Origin of the sequence: Agarivorans albus (genome assembly GCF_019670105.1) — a bacterium.
Taxonomy (GTDB): Bacteria; Pseudomonadota; Gammaproteobacteria; order Enterobacterales; family Celerinatantimonadaceae; genus Agarivorans; species Agarivorans albus.
In genome coordinates, this window is the sequence record NZ_AP023032.1 from 191518 (window position 1) to 217352 (window position 25835).

Here is a 25835-nt window from a genome sequence, read left to right on the forward strand (position 1 = left end):
GTATGAGAAAAGTCGTATCTGTTCTAAGCACTTGTCTAGGAATTGTGGTCCTAAGCTTCATGGGAGTAGCATCGTCGAGTGCGACCCAATTGCAATGCTTAGGTACTGAGCCTTTTTGGGGTTTAGATGTAGAAGGTGGAGTGATTCAATATAGTGACATTGATGACAATATCACCATGTTTGAACTAAAGGAAAAGCTAGCTTCGATCAATCACACTAATCGTTGGATTATACAGGGTGCTGATTCTAAAGAAGGAAAAATTACAATTTCACTTAGTAAAACAGAGCAATGTTCAGATGATATGTCTGATTTTGCTTATGAGTATGATGTTACGTTTGCCATGGGTGAGAACGCCTATAGTGGTTGTTGTAATCGTATTAAAAACTAATTTGCTCATGCGATGTTTTATATGCTTTAAAGTCACGGTTTTAACGTAGAATTTTTTTGGAATAGCTTTGCACAAGGAACAACAATGGCTAAGTTACAAATCACCCAGTCAGTAGGTTTAGGTGGTGTAAATAAACCTAATGACATAAAAGCAGTGCAAGCGGCGTTAAATCAACTACTGGGGCTCATTCCATCAACTAATAAGTTGGTGGAGGACGGCAAATTGGGCTCAAAACCAGAAAATTCTAAAACCGTAGCGGCGATTAAAGCTTTTCAAAATAAAGTTGTGGGTATGGTTCGCCCTGATGGGAAAATTGATACAAATGGACGCAGCCATCGAAAGTTCAATGAGAAGCTAACGGCTAACGTTGTCGAAAGTTATAAGTTGCCTCCGATTGGGAATAGCGATCCACTTCTAGAGTCTGATTTTGAGGCTGTAGCTAAACAACTTGGCTGTGAAGTCGCTGCGATTAAAGCGGTTGCCGAGGTAGAAAGTTCAGGTGACGCGTTCTTCAGCAACGGTCGACCTAAGATATTGTTTGAGGCTCACATCTTTTCTAAACTAACGAAGCGCGTCTTTGATTCTAGCCACCCAGATATTTCAAGTAGAAAATGGAACCGTAGTTTGTATGTTGGTGGGATTGCTGAATACAAACGCTTAGAAAAAGCCATTACCTTAAATTCTAATGCTGCTATTCAATCTGCCTCGTGGGGGCGTTTTCAGATTATGGGATTCAATTACAAACTCGCAGGATTCCCAACTGCAGAACGATTGGTTTCAGCGATGTTTGGATCCGAGCGCAAGCAACTTAATGCGTTTGTTTCATTTGTGGATAAGTCACACCTTACAAAACATATTCAGTCTAAAGATTGGGCTGCTTTTGCCAAAGGTTACAATGGCTCTCAATATCAGGTAAATAAGTACGATATAAAGTTAGAAAAGGCTTATAAAAAGTATGCGTAAACTACGAGCATTAAACATCATTGCATTTCTTGGAGCCTCACTTTTAAGTGTGTCGTGTAGCGCAGAGACTGCGTGTGAAAAAGAAGTATTTGTTTGTTATACGAAAGAGCCAACGCCATTAGCGGTAAAGTTATGTGAAGATTATAAAGGCTATTATCTTGAGCAGTTTATTGTTGGTGATGAACAAATTGATTTAAGCCAACAACCTATTCAATTTTTAAAGACTAGTTATCATCGTTCTATGGTGGATGAGCATAGCGTAGCGTTCCAAGTTCAGGGCACGAGCATTACCGTTAGCGATTATCATAGTGAAGAGCTAGGTGAGATTACCGACGAGTTGAGTGTTACCTTAATAAAAAACGATAAGAAGCAGTATTTTGAGTGCGGTGGGGAAAGCTTGAGTCTCCTCCCAAGCCTTGATAATAGCTCGAGTTAAAGTTGGAGTAACTTTAGGGCAGCATTAATCAATTAAAGTGTTGTTCTAATATTATATCATTCGTGTGTTTAAGCTAAACAGCATTTAAAGGCGCTCTATCGTTGGAATATTAAAGTAGGCATCGGGGTCGCTTTCTCTTAGTTGCTTGAGCTGAGTTTTACGCTTGAGCCTTTCACCTATGCTTTCGCCAAATACAGCTTGGTGTTCTGATTCTATGATGGCGTTTGCTTGGTCAGTGCTGAGTAAACCTAGTAACTTTGCTGCGTGAAACAGGCCCTCAACTCGGTACTTTAGTTTGTTATCTGGTTTACCCGCTTTGGTGCTCAAAAACACGCTACGCAGCTCTGTTTTGCAAAATGCTAGGTAGTTTTCTTTGTCCATGTTCTGGCTACTCCTCATAAGCTCTAAAGCTAAAAGTATGCATTCTTAAATTCAACTTGTTAAACCATGTTCTTAAGAGATCCGTTTATAGTGTGGAACCTGGGCTTATCTTCTAAAGCTATTACAGTCGCAATTTGTCAATTTTGTGTCGCTGGTGCTCATACATTGAGTGAATAGAAGAGGGAGCCGCTTACTGCTCTCCAAGGTGGTGACGATGCTACTTGAGGCGATAGGTTTAAGGCACCTGTATTACTTCACCTAGTTTTGTTATTTCGGTTCTAGCAAATATATGTCTTTATTATATGGGTGGTTTGACACCTTTGTTCGGTGGTTTTTAACTTGTTTAATAAACTCTTACACGAAAATGATTAATTAGTTAATAATTGGGGCGAACGTGCAATGAACAAATTAATGCTTAGAGGAATTTCTATGAATACATTTAAGATAAGTGCCCTTGCTGCTGTGGTTATAGGTTTATCAGCATGTTCTTCAGCTGATTCAGCATCGACAGAAACTGCCGAAGTGAGCAAATTGACTGTTACGAAAGAGAACTTTACTCATGCAGAGACGGCTCGTAACTTCCGTAACTGGGGAAGCAAGGGGGCAACTCACGAGTTTTTTATTATGCAGGGTCTTCCTCCACGCGGTAAGGCTGCTCCAACAGTGCAAATGAATGATGATACGCTTTACGGTGTAGCGATTGTAAAAGCGGTGAATGGCGAGGTTACCTTCTCTATTCCCCAAACATACAATTACATGGCTGTTCAGGTGGTAACTGAGCGCGGACACGGCCAGCACTATGTTGTTGAAGATGGCCACTATCAGCTGCCGGTAGAATCAGAATACGCGTTTATTCTTTATCGTTCAGGAACCGAGAATGGAATTGATGCTTCTCGTCAAGCACTAGAAAAAGTAAACACCGCAGATTTTAATTTTGCCACTGATTATCAGGTCCAGCCATATGATTACGCTGAAGTTGAAGCTTGGGTGAGCAAATATACTCAAGAAGTAAATCAAATGGATCGCTTTACTTACACCTTCCCTAGAACGAGCGATTTAGTGACTGACCAGCACCAGTGGAACCTAGAAAATGCGGCAGGCTGGGGTGGTGCTAGTCCAGAAGCTTACGTTGGTAATAAATACTCGAACAGCCCTCAATTGCAGGCGGATACTTGTTACAGCTCGACGTTTGAAAATCCACAGAACAAATTTTTTACGTCTATTACCGCCTATGATAGCGATAAGTACTTAATGGAAGGGGTGAGTAATGTTAACTCCCATACTTGGGTGGAAAATCAGGATGGTAGCATTACGGTATCGTTTAACTGCGGTGAGAGCGCAAAGAATAACATTGATACAAAAGGGGCTAACTTTACTTTCACTACTCGTCACTACGGTGTGAATCCAAAAGTAATGGAAGCTGCTGAAGATCCTATTATTGCAGCACTTAAAGCAAATTAAGCCTATTTCAAGCTCTGCTAATTGTTGGCAGAGCTTGTACTCCCGATATTTAACAATCTAGGCCGCAGGCTACGCCACTGGCCCATGCCCATTGAAAATTAAAGCCCCCCAGCCAACCGGTTACATCCATTACTTCGCCAATAAAGTAGAGGCCTTTTACATTATTGGCTTGCATGGTTTTGGAGCTGAGTTCGTTAGTGTCTACGCCGCCAAGGGTGACTTCGGCGGTGCGGTAGCCTTCGGTGCCATTCATGGTTATTTGCCAGTTGTTTAGCTTGGCTGCAATACTGTCGCGTTCGCCATGGCCTAGCTGATTAAGCGCTTTGGCTAGCGTGTTTTCATCAAATAAGGCTTCAACAAGGCGTTTGGGCAGCCATTGGCTTAAGGTGTTTTTTAGGCTTTGTTTGGGATGTTGCGATAATACCTGTTCGATCAAGGAGGCGGCATCTTGCTTGGGTAATAGGTTGATGCTTACCGCTTCACCGGGTTGCCAGTAGTTAGATATTTGCAATATAGCGGGGCCTGATAAGCCGCGGTGGGTAAATAATAGCGCTTCGCTAAATTGTTTGCCGTTAGCGGCAGTAATGCAGCTTGGCACCGCGATGCCCGAGAGGGCTTCAAAGTGCTCTTTTTGATCGCTATGCCAAGTAAATGGCACTAAACCGGCTCTAGTGGGTAGTACCTTAAGGCCAAACTGTTCTGCCAATTTGTAGCCAAATGGAGTGGCACCCAGTTTAGGCATAGATAGCCCGCCGGTGGCGATTACCAAGGAATTGGCTTGGTAGCATTGACCGCCAGCGTGCACTTCAAACTGTTGTTCATCGAGCTGTTTTACGTACTTGATTTCACTACGTAGGCTAATGGTAACGCCCGCCCAATCGCATTCGGTGAGCAGCATGTCAACGATGTCTTTAGCACTGTCGTTACAGAACAATTGACCATGGTCGCGTTCGTGGTATTCGATGCCGTGGCGCTCGACCAACTCTATAAAATTGCTTGAGGGGTAGCGTGCCAGAGCGGATTTAACAAAGTGGGGGTTACCACATAAGAAGTTGTCTGGGCTAACACTCTGATTAGTAAAGTTACAACGACCACCGCCACTAATAAGGATTTTTCGACCTGCTTTTTTGGCGTTATCAATCACCAAAACCGAGCGCCCGCGATAGCCGGCGGTAGCCGCACACATTAAGCCTGCGGCGCCTGCGCCAATAATGATAACGTCGAATTGCTGTGTCATAGCTTGCCCCTGAAAAATCAGGGGCATTGTACCGCTAGCCTAGGTATTGAGCTAGCAAATGATGTGAGCTTAGTTTAACGCTCGTCCGGCCCCTTTGCTAAAGGCTTCTGCATGGAAGGTAATCCCGCTTACTGGAGCTGGCTGTGGTGCTTCTGGTTGCATGCTTGGGTTAAGTGGATAACTTAGGCCGTCGAAGCGCAGTAAACGCAGACCTGGAGTGGCTCCGCCGCCAGATACTTCTAGTAGTAAATCTTGCCAGCGAGCATTGCTAGACGTAGCCAAAAAGAAGGGGCTGTGTACCAGTGTGGTTTTGCTTAAGAAACGGTGATTGTTATCTTTGGCTTCAAATATCAATAAACTACATCCGCCGCTGCCGCACCAGTCTACAAAAGTAATGATTTCGTCTTTACCATCGCCATTTAGATCAAACTTCCACCATTGGTATTTGGTGCCGTTTAGTTCGGTGCGGTGCAACTTAAAGTATTGTTTTAAGGCTGCTTCAACTTCAGGGTCGTAGTCGCTGCTGGCCATTAAGGTGGCAGGTTCAAAGGTACGTTGGTGGTAGACTTTTTTGCTGGTGCCTAAAGCTACTGCGGGGCCATCCATTTTCATCATGTTTAGCCCAGCACTGCCTTGCTGTTGTGATTCTGGATTACGTAAACGCAGTAGTCGCCCGTCCCAGTCAAATATCATGTCGCTTTTCACTTGCTGGTGGTTACTTTGGCTTAAGGTTAAGGCCAAGCTGGAATCATTAAGCGGGTACCAGTAGCCTTTCTCGCTAAAGGTTTTTTCTTCTTCAAGGTAGGTGTTTTGCAGTTCGGCACTAAAGTCGGCGTTTAGGCTTAAATCTACTACGCGACCAGAGCCAGATGCAGTGGGAAGCTTAACTTTGTAGTAGCCAGCAAGTTGCTCCACATTCTGTTGGAATGGGCGTCGTGCACAACCTTGGTAGATTTTGCCTTTATAGGTTAACTCGGCACTATAGGAATAAACGCTGTCCGCCATGGTATCTAAACACTGATGTTTAGATACGCTGAGGTAGAGTTCGCTGCCGGCTTGCCAGTAGTGCAGGCCCTTATCAATGCCACTGCGTGTAATGGTTTTATTGGCTGCGCCCGACAGTGTGCTGAGTAACAATTTGTTGTCTTCAATATCTATTCGCCAACCTGGCTCATTACCCCAAGCACTAAGCTCGGCAATATCAAGCTTGCAGCCTGGGCCTTCAGAAGCCAAGTATTGCCATTCATCAGGGGTGATCTTGGCCAAGTAATCGGCTTGAGGCGCTTGCTTGCCTACGTTGGCAAAACGGCCCATCAGCTCTACGTAGATGCTTGCGTTGTTTGCAAAACGGCCAAGTACTTGTTTATCTGTTGAAGACAGCTCAACCCAGTATTGTTTATCTCCCTGACAAGGAGTGAAGATAGCGCCTGGTGCGCTAAGGGTGAGGTTCCCTTTTAGCGGAGTAAGCGGGTTAAGTTTTACTGGTACCTTAACGGGCTCTACTTTTTTTGGCGGTTCCGGCGGAGGCGTTTGGGAGCACCCTAACAATGTGATACAACTAAAAATTGCTAAGCTAAGTGTTTTAACAAGCCTCATTACCTTTCCTTAAGATGACAACTACAACTTAAAAGTGCCGATTAAATATTCAGCAACTCCATTTTCTTTGTTGCTAAGTGTTTGTTCTAAATGAGGTAAAGTCAACTTCAAACGGTCATGCGCGTTGGCCATGATCACACCTTTTCCTACTAGACTAAGCATTTCTTTATCATTAAGGCCGTCACCAAAGGCAATACAGTGCTCTGGCGCTATCGATTTCTGTGCCAGTACCGCTTTTAGCGCCTCGCCTTTATTGGCTTTTTGCGCCATTACTTCTAAGCAATCGGGTAGTGAAAAGGTGATATTTAGGCTATCGCCAAAGGCTTCGATGAAGTCTTTTTCTAGCTTGAGCAATATCTCGTGTTCGGCCACAAAAAATAATTTGCAAATATGTTGGTGTTCTAAGGTGGAGAAGTCGGTTAACTGATAATCAAAGCCTGAATGTTGATTAAACGAGCGGACATATTCGTTTTCTTCTTCTACATACCAGTTATCTTCATGGTAAATATTTCGATGTAGTGTGTATCGAGAAGAAATATCCAAAATGCGGTCGATTTCTTGTGAATTTAAGTCGGCCCTAAATAGCACTTCACCTTGCTTATTGTGAACTCTGGCACCGTTAGAAGTGATTAAATACATTGGAAAATCGAATTGATCGGCAATGGGGCGCACATCTATGTAATGGCGACCCGTGGCGATTAAAAATTTAACGTTTTGTTGGTACAAACGGGTAATGGTTTGCAGTGTGTATTCTGAGATTTGGTGCTCGCCGTTGAGCAATGTGCCATCGAGATCGGTGGCTATAAGCTGATACATAGTGATGCTCCTTAGCTAGCCCGCAAAAGCGACCTAGCCCTTAATTAGCGTGCTGTTCGAAGAAGTTGAGAATACTGCTTAAAGCAGGGTTTCGCATCGAGTCGCTTTCGAACAGTATTTCGTGTTTTGCGCCAGCAATAATCTTGAATTGTGCCGATGCCGCGCTTGTAGGCCCTAGTGCTTGAAAAAAAGCGCGCTGGCCTACAGCGGTTACAATTTCATCTTGTTCTGCTTGTAATAATAGTAGTGGAACGCTGATTGTGTTGGCACGTTCGATGATTTGTTGCATAGCGGTAAAGCTTTGATCTAACCAGCGATTGGTTGGTCCGCCTAGCTGAATTTTGGGATGGGCCAAGTACACGGCTTGCATCTGCTTAAAGCGCTGTTCACTGTGGGTTAAGTGGTTATTATTAAAGCTGCAGTGTTTGTAATCTGATTGGCCAACCGCATAGTAGGGGCCGAGTTTAAATTGCCGTTCAAGTTTGCTCATAATCGCTGCTAAGCTGGTGGCAATTGGCTTAGGTAGCATGCCTAGATTAATACCAAACATTGGTGCAGATAGAGCGGCAGCAGTAAAGGTATTGGGAAACTGTTGTAAGTAATGAGCGGCGATAGCGCCGCCCATCGAATGCGCCAATATAAACCGCTGTTGGTAATTAGCTAGCAAATCTTGCTGTTCAATAAGCGTGGCTAAATCATCAACGTAGTATTGAAAACTGGCTACATCACCGGGTTGCCAGCGGGCGCTTTCACGGTCAGATAAGCCTTGGCCGCGATGGTCGATGATAAACACATCGTAGCCTTGTTGGGCGAAGTCGTAAGCTAGTTCATCGTATTTTAAATAGGCTTCGGTTCGCCCTGGCGAAACCACAATTACCTTGTTGTTGGGTTCGGCGGCCGTTAGTTTTAGATACTTTATGCTTAAGCCTTGCGCGCCAACAAAGCTGGCTTCGCTGGCATGTTTAGCCCAGTAAGGTTGAATTTTTTCTGGGTACACCGTGGCCAGCTCATGCTCTTGGCTGAGTTGATAATTGGATGTACTCATAGTGCTAACCCCTGCTGGTTAAATATCAGCATTTATCTATACAACAAGCGTATGTATAAGAACAGAAATATCTAGGGGCTGTTGCTCATTAGTGGTGTTTTGGTGGTGGCCAGTTGGTTCAAATACAAGCTAGCTTAAGCAGGGCAGCGGTGTTTTCGCAAGGTAACTCTTAGCTGCCAAAACCGGCACGTGCTAGCGTAACTAGCATTGGGATTAGTAACAATACACCTAGCTCAAGGCGAATTAACCAAATAACCGAGGAGTGTTGGCGATAGCTAATCATCGAGGGTTTGCCTTGTTTTAAGGCTTTGCGCCATCGATAAAAGGTGGCTGAAGGATAAAGAGACAACAGCACTACAACAAAAAACAACAGCATTTTTAAGGCGAAGAAAGGGTTGTCGAGGTAAGTATGGCTAGTGCTGTGAAACAAAAACAGCCGTAAAGCGCCGGTGATAAAAATCAATACCGTAGAAAAAGCGTGGGTGGCGTCGGCCAACAGCAACTTTTTTACATCATCTTGGGTCATTCCACGGCGGAACAAAAAGGCTTCAGAGTACAGCGCACCTGCCAGCAAAATAATTGCTGTCACATGCAGTCCTGCATTAATCGCCTCTATTAGACTCATTGATCGTTATCCATGAAATAGTAATGTTTTAGAAAGCGCTACCGCGCGATGGCGGATAGTACTGCAAATCCCAACCCGATGCTATACCCTAACAGCCCTAAGTCGCTGACGTCTAGAGTGGAGAAGGAAGGTTTTATGAAAGGAAAGCTACTGGCTTATGGCTTGCTGGTTCTACCGCCACTATTCTGGGCCGGAAATTTTGTTACTGGGCGTTATATTTCAGAACAAGTGCCAGCGATGTCTTTGTCTTATTGGCGCTGGACTTTAGCCATGCTGATTGCCATGCCCTTGCTTTATCGCAGTATGTGGCGTCAGCGAGAAGTGATTAGCCAAAATTGGCTACGTATTTCGGTTTTGGCCTGCTTGGGTGTGGCGGGGTTTAACTCCTGTGTTTATATCGGTTTACAAAATACCACCGCCACTAACGCACTGATTATTAACTCGATGATTCCGATATTTATTTTACTGGTGAGTTGGGTGTGGCTCAAACAACGGATTACCCTGCGGCAAATGGCGGGCATTGTCTTGTCTTTTGTTGGTGTATTGGCTTTGTTGGTGAAAGGGCAGTGGCAGCAGTTGGCGACTTTTAGCATCAACCAAGGCGATGGTTGGATTGTTTTATCCTCTTTAGTTTGGGCGCTTTATTCCATTGGCTTACGCTATAAACCTGCCGAGCTAGGTGGAGCAGCTTTTCTAGGTTGCACGCTGGTTGTTGGGTCCTTAGTGCTGAGTCCATTCTATTGGCTAAATTTACCTGAGGCTGCGTTTGAGGTAACTAATGATGCTATTGCAGCATTGGCTTATGTAGCGGTTTTTCCATCTCTGCTGGCTTATTTAGCTTGGAATTATGGCGTTAAAAGCGTGGGAGCCAATATCGCTGGCCAATACATTCACTTAATGCCCTTATTTGGCGCCGTGTTGAGCGTGACTTTTTTGGGTGAGCAACTAGCGGCTTATCATGCTTTAGGGGCATTGCTAATCGCCGCTGGCTTACTGGTAGCGCTACTGCCCTTCGCTGCTATCCGCGGGCGGTTCGCCAGCTTCAAAACTCACTAGTCGGCTTCCTTGAATGGTGAGCTCACCGGTTAAGTCTTGAGTAAGATCTTGAAACTGTTTACGTTTTATTTGAAAGCGGCGCGACTCACCGCCTTCCACTGGGGTAAATTCCACAAAATAACGATAACGCTTATGCCTGTCTTCATTTTCTTTACCGGGACGAGTAATGGGGATCTCATCGCGTTTTGATACAGTTACCCAAAGGCTGTGTAGCGGTTGGGCTGAGTCCCAGCGACGCTGCTGAACATTACGCCATAATTGATATACCACCATGCCCACGATGATGAGCATGACTAAAAACCACCACCAAGGCATTAGCGCTTCCTCCTGCTTTGCTGTGTAATACCAATCGTACTAAGTAACTGTTCATCCTACCTGCTTAAAATGCTCGATAACTACGTTAGAATTTTTGATTGTAGAATAACTACTTATCGAAAAATCCTGCCTTGTTCTCGAGTATTCTTCCTGCCTTATTGCTGATCACTTACTTAGGGTGAGTGGTATAACCATAGTTGTTTTCTGTTTTGCAGCCTTAGCTGCTGGTTTTACTAAGTTTTTGTCGGATAGTCCCAATTCGTCAAGCCCAAATGCTTATTGTGTTGTTTGTTTTCTCGTTATTCCACTCAAAAGCGCTTAGTATTCCTGCTAGAGATATAGCAATAAAGGAATCTAGCTTGGGTGGTTGTTACCACAAGCCCCTATTCTTGGGCTTCTCTACATTTTTACAACTAAGCATGGTGCTTAGCGTGTTGTTTACTGCTGCCTGTTACGCAAACCCTAAAATGGAAGCCGCATTAGGTGAGGGCGCTTGGGGAGCTTGCCCGCAGCTAAACATTGAAGGGCTTAAGGTAAGCAGCTTTCCCCTGTTATTAAGGGTTAAACATCTAGAGCTTGATGTGAGTTGTTTGCTGAGCTCAGGCAAGCAGGGAAGCGCCACCTTTGAACCTGCCCAATGGCAAGCACCGGTTAAACAACTATTTACCCAGCTTCTCAGTATTCCTGTGGCGTTTAATGGCAGCCGCATCGAAGTTGAGCAGCTAACTATAAAGCACAGTAAGCAAATTCTTGTTGAAGGAAAGCTAAAGCTAAGCCAGCAAGATCAGCAATGGCAGTTGAGCTTAAGCGAAACACAAGGCAGTCAAATTGAGCTAAGCGTTGCTGCGCAAGCACAGACCATGCAGCTAAGCGGGCAGCTAGCGCCGCTACTGCTGAACACTTTAGCTCAGCACTTTGATCAAGTTTGGTTAGCTGATGAGCGCTTGGCCAAGCTACAGTTTTCTATTGCGGCGAACTTTGCGAATGATCTACTGGTTAACGCCAATCTAAAACTGCCAAGCTTAGCAGCTACACTCGATGCGCAGTTGTCTGGCTGGGAAAACTGGCAGTTAGCCGCTTCCCACTCTGGTTTTAGCATTGATGAAATAGCACTACCGGCAGCCGATTGGCAGTTTGAACAGCATAAATGGCAGCTGAACGTTTCAGAGTGGCAGCTTATAGGGGAAGGACGTTGGCAACTGCAGCCTGAGTTGGTGATTAATGGCCGCTTAAACAGTGAAGACTTAATTGCGCTTCAGCAGCATTTTTACTCCTTACCTAAACTAGCCAATCTATTGTCAGCAGCGGCTGAACTGCAGTTTACTTGGAAGAATAAGCAGCTTAATGGGGAGCTTAAAGCTCAGAATATTAATGCCCTATGGGGAGAACTCCGCTTTGACGGTGGAGAGTTAACTAGCGAATTCAAATTTCAGCCTCAGTTGGGCTGGCAGCATTCTGGAGTATTCACCTTAGCGCAATGGGATATTGGCATACCTTTATCGCAGTTAGCTCTTAATTGGCAGCAAACAGAATTTGCTCCATTGGCGCAGTGGCAGAGCATAATGATGCGAAATATTGGCTTTAAGGTGTTGGGCGGCGAAGCGAGGGTAGCTCAGCTAGCGCTAGCATTACCTAATGTCGCCAATCTTGAGTTGGAAAAGGTGCAACTCGCTGAGTTAGTGAAGCTTTATCCCGAACTAGGCTTAACCATGCAAGGGTCGGTATCGGGCAATCTACCAGTACATTTTGCTGAGCAAGGCATCGCGATTGCTGAAGGGAGGCTGGCTGTTGAGGAGCCAAGAGGGCATATTGCACTTACTCACCAATCGCTGGTGGCGATTAAAGCACAACACCCATCGCTCGATTTTGCGTTAAGCTTATTAGAAGACTTTGATTATGAAACACTTGCAGCTGAAGTCGATTTTGCCGAAGATGGGCAACTCGACATGCAGGTAAAACTTATTGGGCGCAATCAGCAGGTTAGCCCACGGTTGGTGACATTGAATTATCGTCACCAAGAAAACATTTATCAGCTACTACGTAGTTTGCGTATTGGCGAACAACTGTCAGGACAACTGCAGCAATGGATAGACGATACTTCTTCTTCCCCCTAGTTTTAGTGTTAGGCCTAGCGGCCTGTACACCTAAGGTAGAGGTAGCGGTAGATAAGCCGATTACGGTTAATCTAAATGTAAAAATTGATCATGAAATTCGAGTGCGCGTTGATAAGCAACTTGATGATTTATTTAGTGATGAAAGCGGACTGTTTTAGGAGAGCATGATGAAAAGGAATAGCTGGATACTAGCCTTACTGTTAAGCCTTAGCTTTTCTGTGGCGGCCTTGGATTTAGGTGAAGCAAAGAATAATGGCTGGGTGGGTGAGCAAACCAATGGTTTGTTAGGCATTGTTAGCCACAATGCTGAAGTAAAGGCCTTAGTCGATGGTATTAACCAAAAGCGTTTAACCAAATACAAGCAAATTGCTAAAGAGAACGGTTTAACCGAGCAACAAGTGGCCGCACTGGCGGGCAAAAAAGCGATTGAGCGCAGTGATAGTGGCGCTTATATTCAATCTCCTTCGGGCGATTGGGTGAAGAAACCTTAACTACGACATTTACAGCGTAGTTAGGGTCTGTTGATCTTTGGTGTTGAAATTTTGTTCGAGATAAGCGGGCTTTAATCGCGGCGAGCACTTAGAAGCATAGTGGGCTAAGCAAGAAGTGCTTAACAAAGAGTAAAGTTCGCTTATCCGAACCCTTCGGGCAGCATTTCTTAGCCATTTATTCAACGTTAGCGGGTGGATTATTAAGCCCACTTAACTGCACACTCACTGCCTTGCCTAAATGGCTAATAAATTGCTGCAAAAACCATCAGCAAAGATCAACAGACCCTAGTGTTGCTTGAGGTAGTGAGTGATTTCAGCTACTACCTCAAGGTAGCAAGTTAAGCACTTTTCAAGATCTGCCTGGGGCTGTTCACTCTGCTTCAGCTGCTTAACCCAGGTACTAAGCGCCGGGCTACAAACCAAGGCGGCTATGCCTTGAAGCTGTTGTAATAAGCCGCTATTTACTTTGCCCTCTTCAATGGCCTGTCTAATCTGTTGAGCTTCTTGTTCGCTGCCATTAACAACATCTGTTAACCACACTTTAAGCAACTGTTCGTTACCAAACTGCGCTTTTAGTTTAAACCAATCTATAGGGCTTTGTTGGTTCATGGTTTAGGCGTGTAAATGGCAGAAGGAAAGGGCGTTATGTTGCTGGCTTCATGGATTTTAGATTTACCTAGTTTGTCCACTTCATCAATTCGTAAGATGTTATGCATAGGTACCATGGTGCGATTTACTCCAGAGAACTCTGTTTTTAACTTTTCTTCGCTGGGGTCAACGACCAACTGGGCGCGGGCATCAAATACAAAGTCACCTACTTCAATAAAACCAAATAAACTGGCTTGATTTACGTGTTTAGCATACAGCTCGTAGGTTTTGCCGTTACAGATGAAATTCACTCGATACAGCTGTGACATGAGATACCCGTTTAATCCATTTTTAAAGCGAAGTATTGGTTAAAAATACCTACAAATAGGCAGAAATCCAAACGATTGTACCTGTAAAAACGAAAGCAAAGCTAGTGAAGAAGTGAGCTATTTACATTTATTTGCAAATTAAGCTAACACTATGTTGTAAAAGCCTTTTAAGTATAATTTTATTTAGTCATTGCTGAATTTTTAGGCGGGGAATTAGGCGGTGTTATAAATGAAAAAGGCAGCTAACGCTGCCTTTTACTTAATTTTCTTGTGAGTCTATTGGGTCTGCGGAACCAAATTCTGCCATTTCGTTAGGGTCTACGCCTAATTCTTGGCATGCATCTAAAAACGAGGCTCCTGTATGACACATTAATATGTCGATGGCAGGTAGCATATTGGGTGCTTCTGACATGGCCAGCTCCGGCATTTGTTAATAAAAAGATAAGATAGTGGCGACACTCTCCCACAGTTTAGCAGATCCCCCAAGAGAGCTAGATCACGTTATTAGCGATGGATTGATGAATAAAACAACAGTATTGCTGCTATGGTGTGACTGTTGTCCAGTTATTCTTTTGTTAATCAGCTACCTAGCAGATGTTGTGAGTTTGTTACTTAAGAAAAAGGTTTGTGGTATTAAATGCAAGTTAATACACTGGTCGGACTAAAATTTGCGAATACAGAAAGGACAAGCAATGCTCGAATACTATCCAATGGTAAAACACCTACATATGACCTTGGCAATGCTAAGCATATTAGGCTTTATTTTTCGCTGGATTCTTGCCTTATTTGGTTCGTCATTACTCAAGCGTACTTGGTTAAAAGTGCTACCGCATATTATTGATACTGGCTTGCTGGTTGCGGCTATTTTGCTTTGCGTGATGCTGCAGCAATACCCCATCGCACAAGATTGGCTGACCGCTAAAGTGGTGCTTTTGGTGGTGTACATTGTGTTGGGGATGTTTGCTCTTAAGCGCGCGCCAAATCAGCTAGTGAGAATATTGGCCGGTTTAGCCGCTATTGCTGTATTTGCCCAAATACTCGTAGTGGCTTTTAGTCGCTCTCCGTTGGGCTTATTTGCTTAGGTATTGCTTATGCTGCTTGGTGCTTTGCGTTCATTGTTACTTACTTTGTGGCGCTTCTCGATTATCTACAGCTCGATTGTGATTGCTTGGTTGTATTGCCACATTATGAACGTAGATTTTGAGATTGTGGATACAGGCACCAACCAACATAAAACCATAATTGTAGGTTTGTACTTGGTTTACCTTGGCTTATGGTGGTGGTTAAACCCCTATTTGGCGCGAAATCGCCGCCAAAATTAACGGTAACGCCAATAGGCTGGCAGAAACAACACCAGTACTGTTAGCACTTCTAATCGCCCTAATAACATTCCTAAAGACAGCAGCCACTTGGCTGAGTCTGGCAGTAAGTCGAAGTTATGGTCGGGGCCAATTACTCTACCCAAACCTGGGCCAACGTTAGCTAAAGCAGTCATTGCGCCTGACAATGCCGTTATTGGATCTAAACCCAGCAAGGCTAAACCGCTGGCTAACAAGATAAGAGTAAAGAAGAAGGCAAAAATAAAAGCCACCAAGGAGCGAATGTGTTGCTCGCTGACTAAACGGCCATTGTAGCGGTGTGGATAAATGCCATTAGGGTGAACTAGCTGTTTTAGTTGGCGCGAAAATAATCCGCTAGCCAGTTGAAAACGAAATATTTTTATTCCCCCAGACGTAGAGCCTGAGCAAGCGCCAACCAGCATTAAAAAGATAAATAACACGGTGGTGAAGTTACCCCAATGGCTAAAGTCGGTGAGTCCGTAACCGGTGGTGGTAACAATTGAAATGATATTAAAGATGCTGATGCGCAGCGCATCCAATAGTGAAAAGGTACCGTGCATCCATAGCCAAATACTCATCATGCCACCCACCACCAAAATTAAGCTCACAAATCCCCTAACTTGAGCGTCTTTCCAGATGTAGCGAGGATCTTTATGGCGAATCGATTGCACCAAGAGCAAGAAGGGAAGGCCGCCTAGTAACATAAATACGCTGCCTACCCAGTGGCTGGCATTGCTAAAATGCGCCATTGATTCATCGGAGGTGGAGTAACCGCCAGTTGAAATGGTGGTCATTGAATGATTAATCGCTTCAAACCAGTCCATGCCAGTTAGGTGATAAGCACCGGCACAAAGAATGGATAGCAACAAATACACTTTGAGCATGTTGCTGGCGACATTTTTGGTTTTTGGGGTGTTTTTATCAGACCAATCAGATGATTCGGTTTGGAATAAACGCATTCCGCCAACATTCAAAAATGGCAATATCGCTACACTTAAAACAATAAAGCCTATTCCACCGAGCCATTGCAGCATAGAGCGCCACAGCAACGCACTTTTGGGCATCTCATCCAAGCCCGCCAGCACTGTGGAGCCAGTGGTGGTAAGCCCAGACATGGTTTCGAAAAAGGCATCGGTAAAGCTAATGTGGTCTATTCGATAAAGAGGCAGTGCACCAAATATGCAGGCGATTAACCAAACTGTGGTGGTAAGCAAAAACATGCCACGCACCGAGAGTTTAAAATTGGGCCGTTTCCCCCAGCGAATGAGGGCAAAAGCCACAGATTGAGTGATGACGATGGTATAGAAAAATTCGACGTAATCCGTTTCGTCGTAAGCCATTCCTATGGCTAAGGGCGCTAGCATTAGTAGGCTGAGCTTGGACAATACCAAACCCGTCACAAACATGATGGGCCTGAGATCGGGGGCAATCATCATGTGAAAAAACCTACAGGAAGAACGGACTAGGCTGGAATAAACGCTCAACTTCAGGGATAAATTTCTTATCCACTAAGAACATCACTACGTGGTCATCTTGCTCAATCACCGTATCGTCGTGGGCAATGATCACATCGTTACCGCGCACTACTGCACCAATGGTTGTACCGGGAGGAAGCTTTAACTCACCAACGCTTCGTCCCACCACTTTTGATGTATTACTATCGCCATGCGCGATGGCTTCAATGGCTTCGGCTGCACCGCGGCGCAGTGAGTAAACATTTACGATATCGGCACGTCGAACATGGGTAAGCAGGGCTGAGATAGTCGCTTGCTGCGGTGAGATGGCAATATCGATAGTGCCGCCTTGTACTAACTCTACGTAAGCGCCACGTTGAATTAGCACCATCACTTTTTTAGCGCCCATGCGTTTGGCTAACATGGCCGACATGATGTTAGCTTCATCATCGTTAGTTACCGCAATAAATACATCAACTTGTTCGATGTTCTCTTCGCTGAGCAACTCTTGGTCGGATGCATCACCACAAAATACGATGGTATTGTTTAGCATTTCTGCCAGTTGCTCGGCGCGGCGTTGGTTGCGTTCGATAAGTTTTACGCTGTATTGGCTTTCTAAGCGCTTAGCTAGCGCGGCGCCAATGTTACCGCCGCCAACAATCATTAGGCGCCGATAGGGTTTCTCAAGCTTCTGCAATTCGGCCATTACTTTGCGAATATGGTCGCTGGCTGCTACAAAAAACACCTCATCATCTGCTTCAATCACAGTGGTGCCTTGAGGGCGAATTGCGCGGCCTTGGCGGAAAATTGCTGCTACTCGGGTTTCAATATCGGGCATGTGGTCGCGTAATACCGATAAGGCATTACCTACCAAAGGACCGCCGTAGTAGGCTTTAATCGCTACCAGACCTACTCGACCTCGGGCAAATTGCATCACCTGCAATGCGCCAGGGTAGTCAATTAAACGGCTGATGTAGTCGGTAACCAGTTGTTCGGGCGCTATCAAGTGGTCGAGCGGAACCGCCTCATTACAAAACAGTGCCTCTTTCTCGGCGAGCAACTCTTCAGAGCGAATTCGCGCCACTTTATTTGGCGTATTAAACAGTGTGTAAGCAATCTGGCAAGCCGCCATATTGGTCTCATCGCTGTTCGTTACCGCGACTAACATGTCGGCATCGTGCGCACCCGCCTCACGTAATACGCTGGGGTGGGCGGCATGACCAAATACAACCTGTAAATCAAACTTATCTTGCAGCTCTCGCAAGCGGTCTTGGTTAGTATCTACCAGGGTGATATCTGATTTCTCACCCACGAGGTTTTCCGCTAACGTGCCACCTACTTGGCCCGCTCCAAGAATAATGATTTTCATTTGCTAACAATACCTTAAGCGTTTATTGCTATTTTTTAGTGTTACTCTTGATGGCGTGAAAGGCAAGCCTAAGGAAGGGTTTTCCGTAGTCGAGCATAATAAAAACCATCCATGTTATTGTTGCCGGGTAAAAGTTGCCAACCAGGTTGAGTTGCTGTTTCATCTTGGTTAATTGGCACCAGTTCAGCATCCGCGGTTTGTTGCAAAAATGCCGCAATTTGCTGGCTATTTTCGTCGGGCAACACCGAGCAGGTCGCGTAAAGCATAACTCCACCTGGTTTTAGCTGCTGCCAAAGTGCCTCTAAGATTTCTTTTTGTAGCTTCACTAACTCTGCAATATCGCTATCACGGCGCAACCATTTGATGTCGGGATGGCGGCGAATAACGCCAGTGGCCGAGCAGGGGGCGTCTAACAAAATCCGGTCGAAAGGCTGATCATTCCACCGTTCTGGTTTGCTGGCATCGTTACAATGCAAAGTAGCTTTTAAACCTATTCGCTCAAGATTCTCTGTTACACGGTTTAAGCGTGCTTGTTCGGTATCTACCGCAACTAGCTCAGCTAATGCCGGTTGTAGTTCTAGAATGTGACAAGTTTTACCGCCTGGTGCAGAACAGGCATCTAATACACGCTCACCGGGCTGCGCATCCAATAAACTGGCTGCCATTTGCGCGGCGCCATCTTGCACCGAAGATGCACCTTCGGTGAAACGAGGTAGTTTATGCACGGGTTGTGCTTTGTCTAAACATAAGGCTTGCTGCGCCAGAGTGGAACTTTGGCTGGCGATCTCTAAAGCCGCAAGCTCTGTTTGGTAAGTATCGCGTTCACCTTGTAGAGCGTTTACCCTTATCCACATTGGAGCATGTTGGTTATTAGCTTCGAGTATTTGCGCCCATTGTTCAGGATAAGCGGCTTTTAAACGTTTGCTTATCCAGCTCGGGTGGCAATATTTTAGGCTATCGTTGGCAGTTAGCTGGGGCTCTAATTGCTCGCGTTGGCGTTCGGCATTGCGTAATACACCATTTACCAGTTTTTTTAGGCTATGCAGTTTTAACTGGCTGGTGGCGGATACAGTCTCCGACACCGCAGCATGAGCTGGCACTCGCATATAGAACAGCTGGTACAAGCCAACCATTAGCAAAAAGTGACCATTACGGATTTTGCCTTTTAGCGGTTTATCCATTAGCTGTTGCAAAACCGCTTCAAAACGCGGTAGCCAACGCAGCACACCAAAACATAGCTCTTTTACCAAGGCGTGATCGCGCGCTACTACTTGAGGCAATACTCGTGGCAGCATTTGGCTTAGTGACTGGCCTTGGTCTACTACTTGATACAAAATGTTTGCAGCGGCTGCACGGGCATTTATTTGCTTATTTTTTGGCTGTTCAGCCATTAGCACTCTCCAGCTTAGTACCAAGTTCAAACCACTCTTTTCGAGCATTTAGTACGTCAGCGGCGGCTAAGGCCTTTTTACCTGGGATTTGAATTTGCTCAAGGCGCAATGCATCTTTGCCAGTGGCCACTACAATGCCGTGTTTATCTGCCGCAATGATAGTGCCTGGAGCTTGTTGGCCAGAGTGCTGCTGTACGCTGGCTTGCCATACCTTGATGTTTTTATCTGCTAGGGTGAAGTAGCTCATTGGCCAAGGATTAAAGGCGCGAATGCAGCGTTCGATAAATTCGGCATCTTGTTGCCAATCAATACAGGCTTCTGCTTTGCTAAGCTTTTTGGCGTAATTTGCTTGGCTATCGTCTTGCGGTGTAGCGCTCAACGCTCCGTTGGCCAAACCTTCTACAGCTTTAACCAGTGAATGCGGGCCTACTTCGGCCAGTTTGTCATACAGTGATGCACTGGTTTCATTTTTGGCGATTTCAACTTCATCTAATAACAGCATGTCACCGGTATCTAAACCAATGTCCATTTGCATGATGGTCACGCCCGAGTGGCTATCGCCAGCCCAAATTGAGCGCTGAATCGGTGCCGCTCCGCGCCAGCGGGGTAATAAAGAACCATGCACATTAATACAACCTAAACGCGGTGTATCTAAAACAACTTGAGGAAGTAGCAAACCGTAAGCCACTACAACCATCAAATCGGCGTTTAACGCGGCTAACTGCTGCTGTGCTTCTTCGCTCTTAAAGTTTTCTGGTTGGAAAACTGCAATGCCGTGCTCAAGCGCTAGCTGCTTTACCGGGCTAGCTTGCAGCTTCTTACCGCGACCCGCCGGGCGATCTGGTTGGGTGTAGGCGGCAACGACTTGGTGGTCACTGGCAATTAATGCGCTTAGATGGCGCGCCGCAAAATCCGGCGTGCCGGCAAATATGATCCGCAATGGCGTCATGCTGTGTTGTACCTTTGTGGTTGCTTACTTGCGACGAGCAAGTTTTTCGAGTTTGGTTTTTACTCGTTGGCGCTTAAGAGGCGACAAGTAATCGATAAACAATTTACCTTTTAAGTGGTCTAGTTCGTGTTGCACACAAATAGCCAGTAGGCCTTCAGCCTCAAATATTTGCTCGTTACCGTCGGCATCCAAAGAGTTCACTTTGATTTTTTCTGCTCTTGGCACTTGGGCACGATATTCAGGAACCGATAAACAACCTTCTTCATTTAATGCTTCGCCATCAGTTTCGATGATTTCAGGATTAATTAACGCAAGTCGTTGATCTCGCGTATCTGATACGTCAATCACTACAATTTGTTGGTGAATGTTGACCTGTGTCGCAGCTAGGCCAACTCCTTCCTCTTGATACATGGTTTCAAACATGTTTTCGATTATAGTTTTAACTTTATCGTCAATATTATTAACGGGTTGCGCTATAGTACGCAGGCGTTCATCAGGAAAACGCAATACTTCAAGTACAGCCATAACTTCTGTCTTCAATCAGGTTTTGGTAGATTGTCGGTAATTCTAGTCATTTATGTGACTAAAAAACAGCTTTGGATATAGGGATGTCGCTGGGAGACACTATGAAAGGGAAAAAATTAGTTTGGCTTTGGGCCTCTTTGTTGTTTTTAGTGGGAGGTGCTATTGCTGACACACTGAAACTAAAGGAGGATTTTCCCGAAGTCTATGTTGTGAAAAAAGGCGATACCTTATGGGATATCTCTGCCTTGTATTTACATTCTCCGTGGCTTTGGCCGCGCTTGTGGCAATACAACCCACAAGTTGAGAATCCGCACCTGATTTATCCAGGTGATCGTTTATCGTTAGTTTATGAAGACGGTGAGCCTCGTTTAGTACGTAAGCGTATTGTAAAAGTAACACCTAAGGCACGCATTGAAGAAAAGGCTAGCCCTATTCCTACTGTGCCTCTGGCCTCAATTAGCGCATTTTTATCACATGACCACATTGCCGATGAAGATATGCTGAAAGGCGCACCTTACGTGCTTGGTGACAATGATGCGCAGTCGCGTATTGCCATTGGTCGTGCAATGTATGCTCGTGGTGAAACTAAGCCAGGCCAATACTACGGAATATATCGTGTTGCGGATAAATACTATGATCCGGAAACTAAAGAAGAGCTAGGCCAGGTGCTTAACTTTATTGGTGTTGGGGTGTCTGAGCGCCAGCATGAAGACAACATCACTCAGTTTAAGGTGACGCAGGTATTAAAAGAAATTCGCCAAGGCGATATTATGCTGGAGCTACCAGACCAAGATCGTTTGCCTGCTTATTTCATTCCAAATAACAAACAGTTGGAAAGCAGTGGCTACATTCTTTCTGCTGCAACTGATACCTCAGTAATGAGCCGTTACGATGTAGTGGTGATAAACAAAGGTACTCGCGATAACGTGGCCCCAGGTGATATGTTTGCCGTGGCGCAGCCAGGTAAAGTGATGATTGATAAAGTAAGACGCAAGTCTTACGAAGAAACCGCTAATCACTTCGACCGTGCCTTTAATAGCGATGACGAGCGCGTATCGCTGCCTAATGAGAAAGTGGGTGAGCTGATGGTATTTAAGAGCTATGAGAAATTGAGCTACGCGATTATTACCGATAGTAAAGTTATTCTTCGCCCACACTATTTGGTGGAGAACCTATAGTTGCTACCGAATTTATCGGTAGTTCAATATCTTAAACTTGCAGGCGTGCCCCGTTTCTCGACGGCACGTTTGCAAGCTGCTTTAAGCCAATGCAGTGTCGAGCAGTTATTTGCTGCTGATGCCAGCCAATTGGCTGCTTGGCAATTTAGCCCTCCGCAAATTTCTGCACTACTGCAACCCAAACAGGCGCGCATTGAACAAGCACTAACCTGGCTTGAACAAAACGATTGCCATTTATTGGGGTGTTTTGATCCACGCTACCCGGAATGCTTACGCAATATCCAACGCCCGCCTCTGTTGCTATTTGTGCGTGGTAATCCCGCACTGTTAGATAAACCTCAGCTAGCAATAGTCGGGAGTCGTCATGCTAGTGTTTCGGGATTAAATCATGCCAAGCGTTTTGCTCAGCAACTTGCAGAGCAAGGGATCACCATTACTAGTGGTATGGCGTTGGGAATTGATGCAGCCGCGCATAAAGGAGCGCTGATAGCAAAGCCTGATGCCACTATTGCGGTTGTGGCAACGGGTTTAGATAGGGTATATCCAAAGCGTCATCAGGCGCTAGCGCATCAAATCAGTGAACAGGGCGCAATCGTGAGCGAGTTTTGGCCCGGTACAGCCGCCAAAGCCAATCATTTTCCAAGACGTAATCGCATTATTAGTGGCTTAAGTTTGGCAACCTTAGTGGTGCAAGCGGGGTTACCCAGTGGCTCTTTACTCACTGCGAATTACGCTGCTGAACAAGGCCGTGATGTATTTGCTATGCCGGGTTCTATTGATGATCCCTTACATGCCGGTTGTCATCATTTGATTCAACAAGGAGCTAAATTGGTGACTTGTCCGGTCGATATAATAGAAGAGTTAGGCGTTTTTTCTGGGCAAACAGCTTTACCGTTGCATGCGGTGGAGCAAAATATGCAAGAACAAGATTTGCCTTATCGGCAATTGTTGGATAACGTAGCTTATGAGACTACAACAATTGATGACTTAGTCTTAAGCACTCAACAACCTGTTGATGCTGTACTGGCTCAGTTAACTGAGTTAGAGATATTGGGTGTTGTGGCCGTTGTGCCAGGTGGTTACGTCAAGCTGAGGAGGAACTAACTATGTTTGATATCCTCATGTATCTGTTCGAAACCTACATTCATAGTGATGTAGAGCTGTTGATGGATCACGATGAGCTTACAGAAGAGCTCAGTCGCGCAGGGTTTCATAAAGAAGAAATCTATAAGGCACTAGATTGGTTGGAGCAGCTTGCAGCTTTGCAAGATAGCGACAAACAGCCTTATTTAAATCCTTCTGAGATTCCCTCATTACGGGTGTATACCGCACCAGAAATCGCCAAGTTGGACGTACCGTGCCGAGGCTTTTTACTGTTCTTAGAGCAGATGAAGGTACTTAATGCGGAAACTCGCGAAATGGTAATTGACCGCGTAATGGAACTTGATGGACCAGAGTTAGAACTGGAAGATTTAAAATGGGTCATTTTAATGGTGCTATTTAATGTTCCAGGCAGTGAGTCGGCTTATCAGCAAATGGAAGAGTTATTATTCGATTTGGGTGATGGTCCGCTGCATTAAACACTGACTCAACGATAAAAGGTGCGCTGCAATTAGGGCTGTGCACCAATTATTGCTTCGATAAAGGCTGTGCTTGCGTCGAATCAATAGCCTATTCGCGCCATTTTGTTATGCTTAGCAAAGTTTAACGAGGTGTCAGCATGTCAAAGATAGATCCAAAGTTATTTTCTGCCCACGAACACGCCTTAGAAAAAGAATACGATGTTTGTCCTAAATGTGGCGGTGAGCTGCAGCATCGAAATAGTAAATCAGGTCCCTTCTTAGGCTGCAGCCAGTATCCGAGCTGCGACTATAGCCGAGCTTTGCACCAGCAAGATCATTCTTTGGATAAAGTACTGCCTGGGACAGAGTGTCCAGAATGCGGTGAAGAGTTAATGCTGCGCCAAGGGCGTTACGGCATGTTCATTGGATGTAGTGCATTTCCTAGCTGTCAGCATATTGAATCGGCTCAACCGCAGGCACAAAGCACGCCTGAAATAAACTGCCCATCATGCAATAAGGGGAAGCTAGCCGCGAGACAATCCCGCTATGGTAAAACGTTTTATGCCTGCAACGCTTACCCTAAATGCTCCTATGCAGTGAATGACCAGCCTATCGCCAAGCCTTGCCCGGATTGTGGTTGGAAGTTATTAGTCATTAAGAAAACCGCAGCTGGTAAGCGAGAAGTTTGCCCGCAAAAATCCTGCAGCTATAAAAGCGCGCCTTTGGTGGAGATATAGCAATATCGGTAGTTGTAAGCGTTCATACAAAAAAGGAGAACTCATTGTTCTCCTTTTTGCTACTGGTCGTGCTCTAGGCTTCCACGTCTAGCTCTTTAAGTTTGCGGGTGAGAGTATTGCGCCCCCAACCCAGAAGCCTAGCTGCTTCTTGTTTATGACCGTGAGTGTGCTCTAAGGCGGTAGTTAGCATGATTCGCTCAAAGTCAGGCATTGCTTCACCAAGAATGTCTATTTGGCCGGAGACTAACTGTTGAGAAACCCAGCTTTTTAACAGCGAACGCCAATTAGCATCGGCTGTTTCACCTGTTTCTGCCACTACTGGTTGGCTCAATTCTGGTGGCAGGTCCGCTGGTAGTACTTCTTGGCCACTGGCCATTACAGTTAACCAACGACAAACGTTTTCTAGTTGCCTAACGTTACCTGGCCACGCTAACTGCATCATAAAGCGTTGAGTATCTTTGTGCAGTAATTTGCTTTCTACATTTAATTCTTTTGCGGCTATTTCTAAGAAGTGCTTAGCTAAAGCCGGAATGTCTTCACGGCGCTCACATAACGACGGCAAGTGAATACGAATTACGTTTAGGCGGTGGAATAAGTCTTCGCGGAAGTCGCCTTCGGCTACTTTTTTCTCAAGGTTTTGGTGGGTAGCAGCGATGATTCGCACATCGACTTGCACTGGTGAATGGCCACCTACGCGATAGAACTGCCCATCGGCCAGAACACGTAACAAGCGGGTTTGAATATCCAGCGGCATATCGCCAATTTCATCCAAAAACAGGGTGCCACCATTGGCTTGCTCAAAACGGCCATGGCGGATGTTGTTGGCGCCAGTAAACGCGCCTTTCTCGTGGCCAAATAGCTCTGATTCAATAAGATCTTTTGGAATGGCCGCCATGTTTAACGCAATAAAACTGCCGCTGGCACGAGGACTATGTTTATGTAACGCGTGGGCTACCAACTCTTTACCGGTACCTGATTGTCCGTTAATCAGCACCGAGATACTCGAGCGAGATAAGCGTCCTATGGCGCGAAAGACTTCCTGCATTGCAGGCGCTTCGCCGATGATTTCTGGCGCTGGCGAGCTAGGTTTGTTATTTGCTTTATTGCCTTTTTGCTCACGAGAAACCGTTACTGCGCGCTCGGTTAAGGCCACCGCTTCATCGATATCAAAGGGCTTAGGTAAGTATTCAAAAGCGCCGCGCTGGTAAGCGTTAACAGCACTATCTAGGTCTGAGTGAGCGGTCATAATAATAACCGGCATCTCAGGGAAATGGCTTTGGATCTTTTCCAATAAGCTCAAACCGTCCATACCAGGCATGCGAATGTCTGAGATCACTACGTCGGGCTGTTCATAATCTAACTGCTGAAGCATCATTTCACCGTCGGCGAAACTCAAGCAGTCGTAACCCGCAGTCTTTAACGCTTTTTCTAACACCCACCGAATGGAGCTGTCGTCATCAACGACCCATATTGTTGCTGCCATGTTAG

30 protein-coding genes are annotated in these 25835 nt (G+C 45.4%); 14 read left to right on the top strand and 16 right to left on the bottom strand.

Features of this window, described 5'->3' with window-relative positions; all coding sequences use genetic code 11:
• The first annotated feature begins 2 nt into the window (after positions 1-2).
• The 3 genes from K5620_RS00895 (at position 3) to K5620_RS00905 (ending at position 1788) form a co-directional block, all read left to right on the top strand.
• Positions 3-389, top strand: a complete 387-nt coding sequence (locus K5620_RS00895; RefSeq protein WP_215426312.1) for a hypothetical protein — start codon at positions 3-5, stop codon at positions 387-389.
• An 84-nt stretch (positions 390-473) separates the two neighbouring features.
• The gene (locus tag K5620_RS00900) at positions 474-1352 is read left to right on the top strand and encodes an N-acetylmuramidase domain-containing protein (RefSeq protein WP_016399925.1); all 879 of its coding nucleotides are present in this window, start codon (positions 474-476) and stop codon (positions 1350-1352) included.
• Positions 1345-1788, top strand: a complete 444-nt coding sequence (locus K5620_RS00905) for a hypothetical protein (RefSeq protein ID WP_016399924.1) — start codon at positions 1345-1347, stop codon at positions 1786-1788. Before K5620_RS00900 ends, K5620_RS00905 begins: the two co-directional genes overlap by 8 nt.
• A gap of 84 nt (positions 1789-1872) precedes the next feature.
• Here the strand turns inward: K5620_RS00905 and K5620_RS00910 are convergent, their stop codons facing one another.
• Positions 1873-2169 carry a hypothetical protein gene (locus tag K5620_RS00910; RefSeq protein ID WP_016399923.1) on the bottom strand — a complete coding sequence of 99 codons (297 nt, stop codon included), beginning with the start codon at positions 2167-2169 and terminating at the stop codon, positions 1873-1875.
• A gap of 429 nt (positions 2170-2598) precedes the next feature.
• Here K5620_RS00910 and K5620_RS00915 point away from each other — a divergent pair, with 429 nt between their 5' ends.
• Positions 2599-3630, top strand: a complete 1032-nt coding sequence (locus tag K5620_RS00915) for a DUF1214 domain-containing protein (protein ID WP_016399922.1) — start codon at positions 2599-2601, stop codon at positions 3628-3630.
• 49 nt (positions 3631-3679) lie between these two features.
• On the opposite strand, the gene K5620_RS00920 is transcribed toward K5620_RS00915, so the two are convergent.
• The 5 genes from K5620_RS00920 to K5620_RS00940 form a co-directional block, all read right to left on the bottom strand.
• Positions 3680-4867, bottom strand: a complete 1188-nt coding sequence (locus K5620_RS00920) for a BaiN/RdsA family NAD(P)/FAD-dependent oxidoreductase (RefSeq protein ID WP_040306599.1) — start codon at positions 4865-4867, stop codon at positions 3680-3682.
• 69 nt (positions 4868-4936) lie between these two features.
• Positions 4937-6463 carry a copper resistance protein NlpE N-terminal domain-containing protein gene (locus K5620_RS00925; protein WP_221077438.1) on the bottom strand — a complete coding sequence of 509 codons (1527 nt, stop codon included), beginning with the start codon at positions 6461-6463 and terminating at the stop codon, positions 4937-4939.
• A gap of 21 nt (positions 6464-6484) precedes the next feature.
• A complete protein-coding gene (locus K5620_RS00930; protein WP_016399919.1) occupies positions 6485-7279 on the bottom strand; it encodes a Cof-type HAD-IIB family hydrolase in 795 nt (264 codons plus the stop codon).
• A 40-nt stretch (positions 7280-7319) separates the two neighbouring features.
• Complete coding sequence (locus K5620_RS00935) at positions 7320-8324, bottom strand: alpha/beta fold hydrolase (RefSeq protein WP_016399918.1); 1005 nt, start codon at positions 8322-8324, stop codon at positions 7320-7322.
• A 169-nt stretch (positions 8325-8493) separates the two neighbouring features.
• Entirely contained in the window at positions 8494-8949 is a 456-nt protein-coding gene (locus tag K5620_RS00940) for a DUF2214 family protein (RefSeq protein ID WP_016399917.1), read from the bottom strand.
• Positions 8950-9084: 135 nt separating this feature from the next.
• Here K5620_RS00940 and K5620_RS00945 point away from each other — a divergent pair, with 135 nt between their 5' ends.
• Entirely contained in the window at positions 9085-10005 is a 921-nt protein-coding gene (locus K5620_RS00945) for a DMT family transporter (RefSeq protein WP_016399916.1), read from the top strand.
• Here the strand turns inward: K5620_RS00945 and K5620_RS00950 are convergent.
• On the bottom strand, positions 9952-10320 hold the full coding sequence (locus K5620_RS00950; RefSeq protein WP_040306597.1) for a DUF2500 family protein: 369 nt from the start codon (positions 10318-10320) through the stop codon (positions 9952-9954). The two genes, K5620_RS00945 and K5620_RS00950, sit on opposite strands and share 54 nt — an antisense overlap.
• A 359-nt stretch (positions 10321-10679) precedes the next feature.
• Between K5620_RS00950 and K5620_RS00955 the strand changes: the two genes are divergently transcribed.
• From K5620_RS00955 to K5620_RS00965, 3 genes are read left to right on the top strand one after another with little or no spacing between them, the layout of a single operon-like run.
• Positions 10680-12434: an intermembrane phospholipid transport protein YdbH family protein gene (locus K5620_RS00955; RefSeq protein WP_040306595.1), complete on the top strand. Its 1755-nt coding sequence runs from the start codon at positions 10680-10682 to the stop codon at positions 12432-12434.
• Complete coding sequence (locus K5620_RS00960) at positions 12404-12592, top strand: YnbE family lipoprotein (protein WP_016399913.1); 189 nt, start codon at positions 12404-12406, stop codon at positions 12590-12592. The genes K5620_RS00955 and K5620_RS00960 overlap by 31 nt, the downstream gene beginning before the upstream one ends.
• Positions 12593-12598: 6 nt before the next feature.
• Complete coding sequence (locus tag K5620_RS00965; RefSeq protein WP_040306593.1) at positions 12599-12925, top strand: YdbL family probable chaperone protein; 327 nt, start codon at positions 12599-12601, stop codon at positions 12923-12925.
• Between the two features lie 285 nt (positions 12926-13210).
• Here the strand turns inward: K5620_RS00965 and K5620_RS00970 are convergent, their stop codons facing one another.
• The 3 genes from K5620_RS00970 to K5620_RS00980 form a co-directional block, all read right to left on the bottom strand.
• Positions 13211-13534 carry a hypothetical protein gene (locus K5620_RS00970; protein ID WP_016399911.1) on the bottom strand — a complete coding sequence of 108 codons (324 nt, stop codon included), beginning with the start codon at positions 13532-13534 and terminating at the stop codon, positions 13211-13213.
• Positions 13531-13842, bottom strand: coding sequence for a DUF1820 family protein (locus tag K5620_RS00975; protein WP_016399910.1), 312 nt, complete (start codon positions 13840-13842; stop codon positions 13531-13533). The genes K5620_RS00970 and K5620_RS00975 overlap by 4 nt, the downstream gene beginning before the upstream one ends.
• 259 nt (positions 13843-14101) lie before the next feature.
• Positions 14102-14254 (bottom strand): hypothetical protein, encoded by a 153-nt coding sequence (locus K5620_RS00980; protein WP_016399909.1) that lies wholly within the window; start codon positions 14252-14254, stop codon positions 14102-14104.
• A gap of 280 nt (positions 14255-14534) precedes the next feature.
• Here K5620_RS00980 and K5620_RS00985 point away from each other — a divergent pair, with 280 nt between their 5' ends.
• Together K5620_RS00985 and K5620_RS00990 are read left to right on the top strand one after the other, a co-directional pair.
• On the top strand, positions 14535-14924 hold the full coding sequence (locus K5620_RS00985; protein ID WP_016399908.1) for a SirB2 family protein: 390 nt from the start codon (positions 14535-14537) through the stop codon (positions 14922-14924).
• Positions 14925-14933: 9 nt separating this feature from the next.
• Complete coding sequence (locus K5620_RS00990; protein WP_016399907.1) at positions 14934-15164, top strand: hypothetical protein; 231 nt, start codon at positions 14934-14936, stop codon at positions 15162-15164.
• Here K5620_RS00990 and K5620_RS00995 read toward each other — a convergent pair.
• The 5 genes from K5620_RS00995 to def form a co-directional block, all read right to left on the bottom strand.
• Positions 15161-16618: a TrkH family potassium uptake protein gene (locus K5620_RS00995; protein ID WP_425514906.1), complete on the bottom strand. Its 1458-nt coding sequence runs from the start codon at positions 16616-16618 to the stop codon at positions 15161-15163. The genes K5620_RS00990 and K5620_RS00995 overlap by 4 nt on opposite strands.
• Positions 16619-16628: 10 nt before the next feature.
• A complete protein-coding gene (trkA, locus tag K5620_RS01000) occupies positions 16629-18005 on the bottom strand; it encodes a Trk system potassium transporter TrkA (protein WP_016399905.1) in 1377 nt (458 codons plus the stop codon).
• Positions 18006-18073: 68 nt separating this feature from the next.
• A complete protein-coding gene (gene rsmB / locus K5620_RS01005; RefSeq protein WP_016399904.1) occupies positions 18074-19396 on the bottom strand; it encodes a 16S rRNA (cytosine(967)-C(5))-methyltransferase RsmB in 1323 nt (440 codons plus the stop codon).
• Complete coding sequence (gene fmt, locus K5620_RS01010; protein ID WP_016399903.1) at positions 19389-20345, bottom strand: methionyl-tRNA formyltransferase; 957 nt, start codon at positions 20343-20345, stop codon at positions 19389-19391. Before fmt ends, rsmB begins: the two co-directional genes overlap by 8 nt.
• Positions 20346-20369: 24 nt before the next feature.
• Positions 20370-20870, bottom strand: a complete 501-nt coding sequence (gene def / locus K5620_RS01015) for a peptide deformylase (RefSeq protein WP_016399902.1) — start codon at positions 20868-20870, stop codon at positions 20370-20372.
• A gap of 101 nt (positions 20871-20971) precedes the next feature.
• On the opposite strand from def, the gene K5620_RS01020 reads away from it, so the two are divergent.
• The 4 genes from K5620_RS01020 to K5620_RS01035 all read left to right on the top strand — a co-directional run bounded on the left by K5620_RS01020 (position 20972) and on the right by K5620_RS01035 (position 24347).
• On the top strand, positions 20972-22048 hold the full coding sequence (locus K5620_RS01020; RefSeq protein WP_016399901.1) for a LysM peptidoglycan-binding domain-containing protein: 1077 nt from the start codon (positions 20972-20974) through the stop codon (positions 22046-22048).
• Positions 22049-23152, top strand: coding sequence for a DNA-processing protein DprA (gene dprA, locus K5620_RS01025; RefSeq protein ID WP_040306592.1), 1104 nt, complete (start codon positions 22049-22051; stop codon positions 23150-23152).
• Between the two features lie 2 nt (positions 23153-23154).
• Complete coding sequence (locus K5620_RS01030) at positions 23155-23628, top strand: DUF494 family protein (protein ID WP_016399899.1); 474 nt, start codon at positions 23155-23157, stop codon at positions 23626-23628.
• A gap of 140 nt (positions 23629-23768) precedes the next feature.
• Entirely contained in the window at positions 23769-24347 is a 579-nt protein-coding gene (locus K5620_RS01035) for a DNA topoisomerase family protein (protein ID WP_016399898.1), read from the top strand.
• Between the two features lie 73 nt (positions 24348-24420).
• Here K5620_RS01035 and glnG read toward each other — a convergent pair whose 3' ends face one another.
• Positions 24421-25830: a nitrogen regulation protein NR(I) gene (glnG, locus tag K5620_RS01040; protein WP_016399897.1), complete on the bottom strand. Its 1410-nt coding sequence runs from the start codon at positions 25828-25830 to the stop codon at positions 24421-24423.
• Positions 25831-25835 lie beyond the last annotated feature (5 nt).

What these genes read in the sequence shown, in the direction of transcription:
- K5620_RS00895 (WP_215426312.1), top strand. Translation starts at nt 3, where the DNA reads ATGAGAAAAGTCGTATCTGTTCTAAGCACTTGTCTAGGAATTGTGGTC.
- K5620_RS00900 (WP_016399925.1), top strand. Translation starts at nt 474, where the DNA reads ATGGCTAAGTTACAAATCACCCAGTCAGTAGGTTTAGGTGGTGTAAAT.
- K5620_RS00905 (WP_016399924.1), top strand. Translation starts at nt 1,345, where the DNA reads ATGCGTAAACTACGAGCATTAAACATCATTGCATTTCTTGGAGCCTCA.
- K5620_RS00910 (WP_016399923.1), bottom strand. Translation starts at nt 2,169, where the DNA reads ATGGACAAAGAAAACTACCTAGCATTTTGCAAAACAGAGCTGCGTAGC.
- K5620_RS00915 (WP_016399922.1), top strand. Translation starts at nt 2,599, where the DNA reads ATGAATACATTTAAGATAAGTGCCCTTGCTGCTGTGGTTATAGGTTTA.
- K5620_RS00920 (WP_040306599.1), bottom strand. Translation starts at nt 4,867, where the DNA reads ATGACACAGCAATTCGACGTTATCATTATTGGCGCAGGCGCCGCAGGC.
- K5620_RS00925 (WP_221077438.1), bottom strand. Translation starts at nt 6,463, where the DNA reads ATGAGGCTTGTTAAAACACTTAGCTTAGCAATTTTTAGTTGTATCACA.
- K5620_RS00930 (WP_016399919.1), bottom strand. Translation starts at nt 7,279, where the DNA reads ATGTATCAGCTTATAGCCACCGATCTCGATGGCACATTGCTCAACGGC.
- K5620_RS00935 (WP_016399918.1), bottom strand. Translation starts at nt 8,324, where the DNA reads ATGAGTACATCCAATTATCAACTCAGCCAAGAGCATGAGCTGGCCACG.
- K5620_RS00940 (WP_016399917.1), bottom strand. Translation starts at nt 8,949, where the DNA reads ATGAGTCTAATAGAGGCGATTAATGCAGGACTGCATGTGACAGCAATT.
- K5620_RS00945 (WP_016399916.1), top strand. Translation starts at nt 9,085, where the DNA reads ATGAAAGGAAAGCTACTGGCTTATGGCTTGCTGGTTCTACCGCCACTA.
- K5620_RS00950 (WP_040306597.1), bottom strand. Translation starts at nt 10,320, where the DNA reads ATGCCTTGGTGGTGGTTTTTAGTCATGCTCATCATCGTGGGCATGGTG.
- K5620_RS00960 (WP_016399913.1), top strand. Translation starts at nt 12,404, where the DNA reads ATGGATAGACGATACTTCTTCTTCCCCCTAGTTTTAGTGTTAGGCCTA.
- K5620_RS00965 (WP_040306593.1), top strand. Translation starts at nt 12,599, where the DNA reads ATGATGAAAAGGAATAGCTGGATACTAGCCTTACTGTTAAGCCTTAGC.
- K5620_RS00970 (WP_016399911.1), bottom strand. Translation starts at nt 13,534, where the DNA reads ATGAACCAACAAAGCCCTATAGATTGGTTTAAACTAAAAGCGCAGTTT.
- K5620_RS00975 (WP_016399910.1), bottom strand. Translation starts at nt 13,842, where the DNA reads ATGTCACAGCTGTATCGAGTGAATTTCATCTGTAACGGCAAAACCTAC.
- K5620_RS00980 (WP_016399909.1), bottom strand. Translation starts at nt 14,254, where the DNA reads ATGTCAGAAGCACCCAATATGCTACCTGCCATCGACATATTAATGTGT.
- K5620_RS00985 (WP_016399908.1), top strand. Translation starts at nt 14,535, where the DNA reads ATGCTCGAATACTATCCAATGGTAAAACACCTACATATGACCTTGGCA.
- K5620_RS00990 (WP_016399907.1), top strand. Translation starts at nt 14,934, where the DNA reads ATGCTGCTTGGTGCTTTGCGTTCATTGTTACTTACTTTGTGGCGCTTC.
- K5620_RS00995 (WP_425514906.1), bottom strand. Translation starts at nt 16,618, where the DNA reads ATGATGATTGCCCCCGATCTCAGGCCCATCATGTTTGTGACGGGTTTG.
- trkA (WP_016399905.1), bottom strand. Translation starts at nt 18,005, where the DNA reads ATGAAAATCATTATTCTTGGAGCGGGCCAAGTAGGTGGCACGTTAGCG.
- rsmB (WP_016399904.1), bottom strand. Translation starts at nt 19,396, where the DNA reads ATGGCTGAACAGCCAAAAAATAAGCAAATAAATGCCCGTGCAGCCGCT.
- fmt (WP_016399903.1), bottom strand. Translation starts at nt 20,345, where the DNA reads ATGACGCCATTGCGGATCATATTTGCCGGCACGCCGGATTTTGCGGCG.
- def (WP_016399902.1), bottom strand. Translation starts at nt 20,870, where the DNA reads ATGGCTGTACTTGAAGTATTGCGTTTTCCTGATGAACGCCTGCGTACT.
- K5620_RS01020 (WP_016399901.1), top strand. Translation starts at nt 20,972, where the DNA reads ATGAAAGGGAAAAAATTAGTTTGGCTTTGGGCCTCTTTGTTGTTTTTA.
- K5620_RS01030 (WP_016399899.1), top strand. Translation starts at nt 23,155, where the DNA reads ATGTTTGATATCCTCATGTATCTGTTCGAAACCTACATTCATAGTGAT.
- K5620_RS01035 (WP_016399898.1), top strand. Translation starts at nt 23,769, where the DNA reads ATGTCAAAGATAGATCCAAAGTTATTTTCTGCCCACGAACACGCCTTA.
- glnG (WP_016399897.1), bottom strand. Translation starts at nt 25,830, where the DNA reads ATGGCAGCAACAATATGGGTCGTTGATGACGACAGCTCCATTCGGTGG.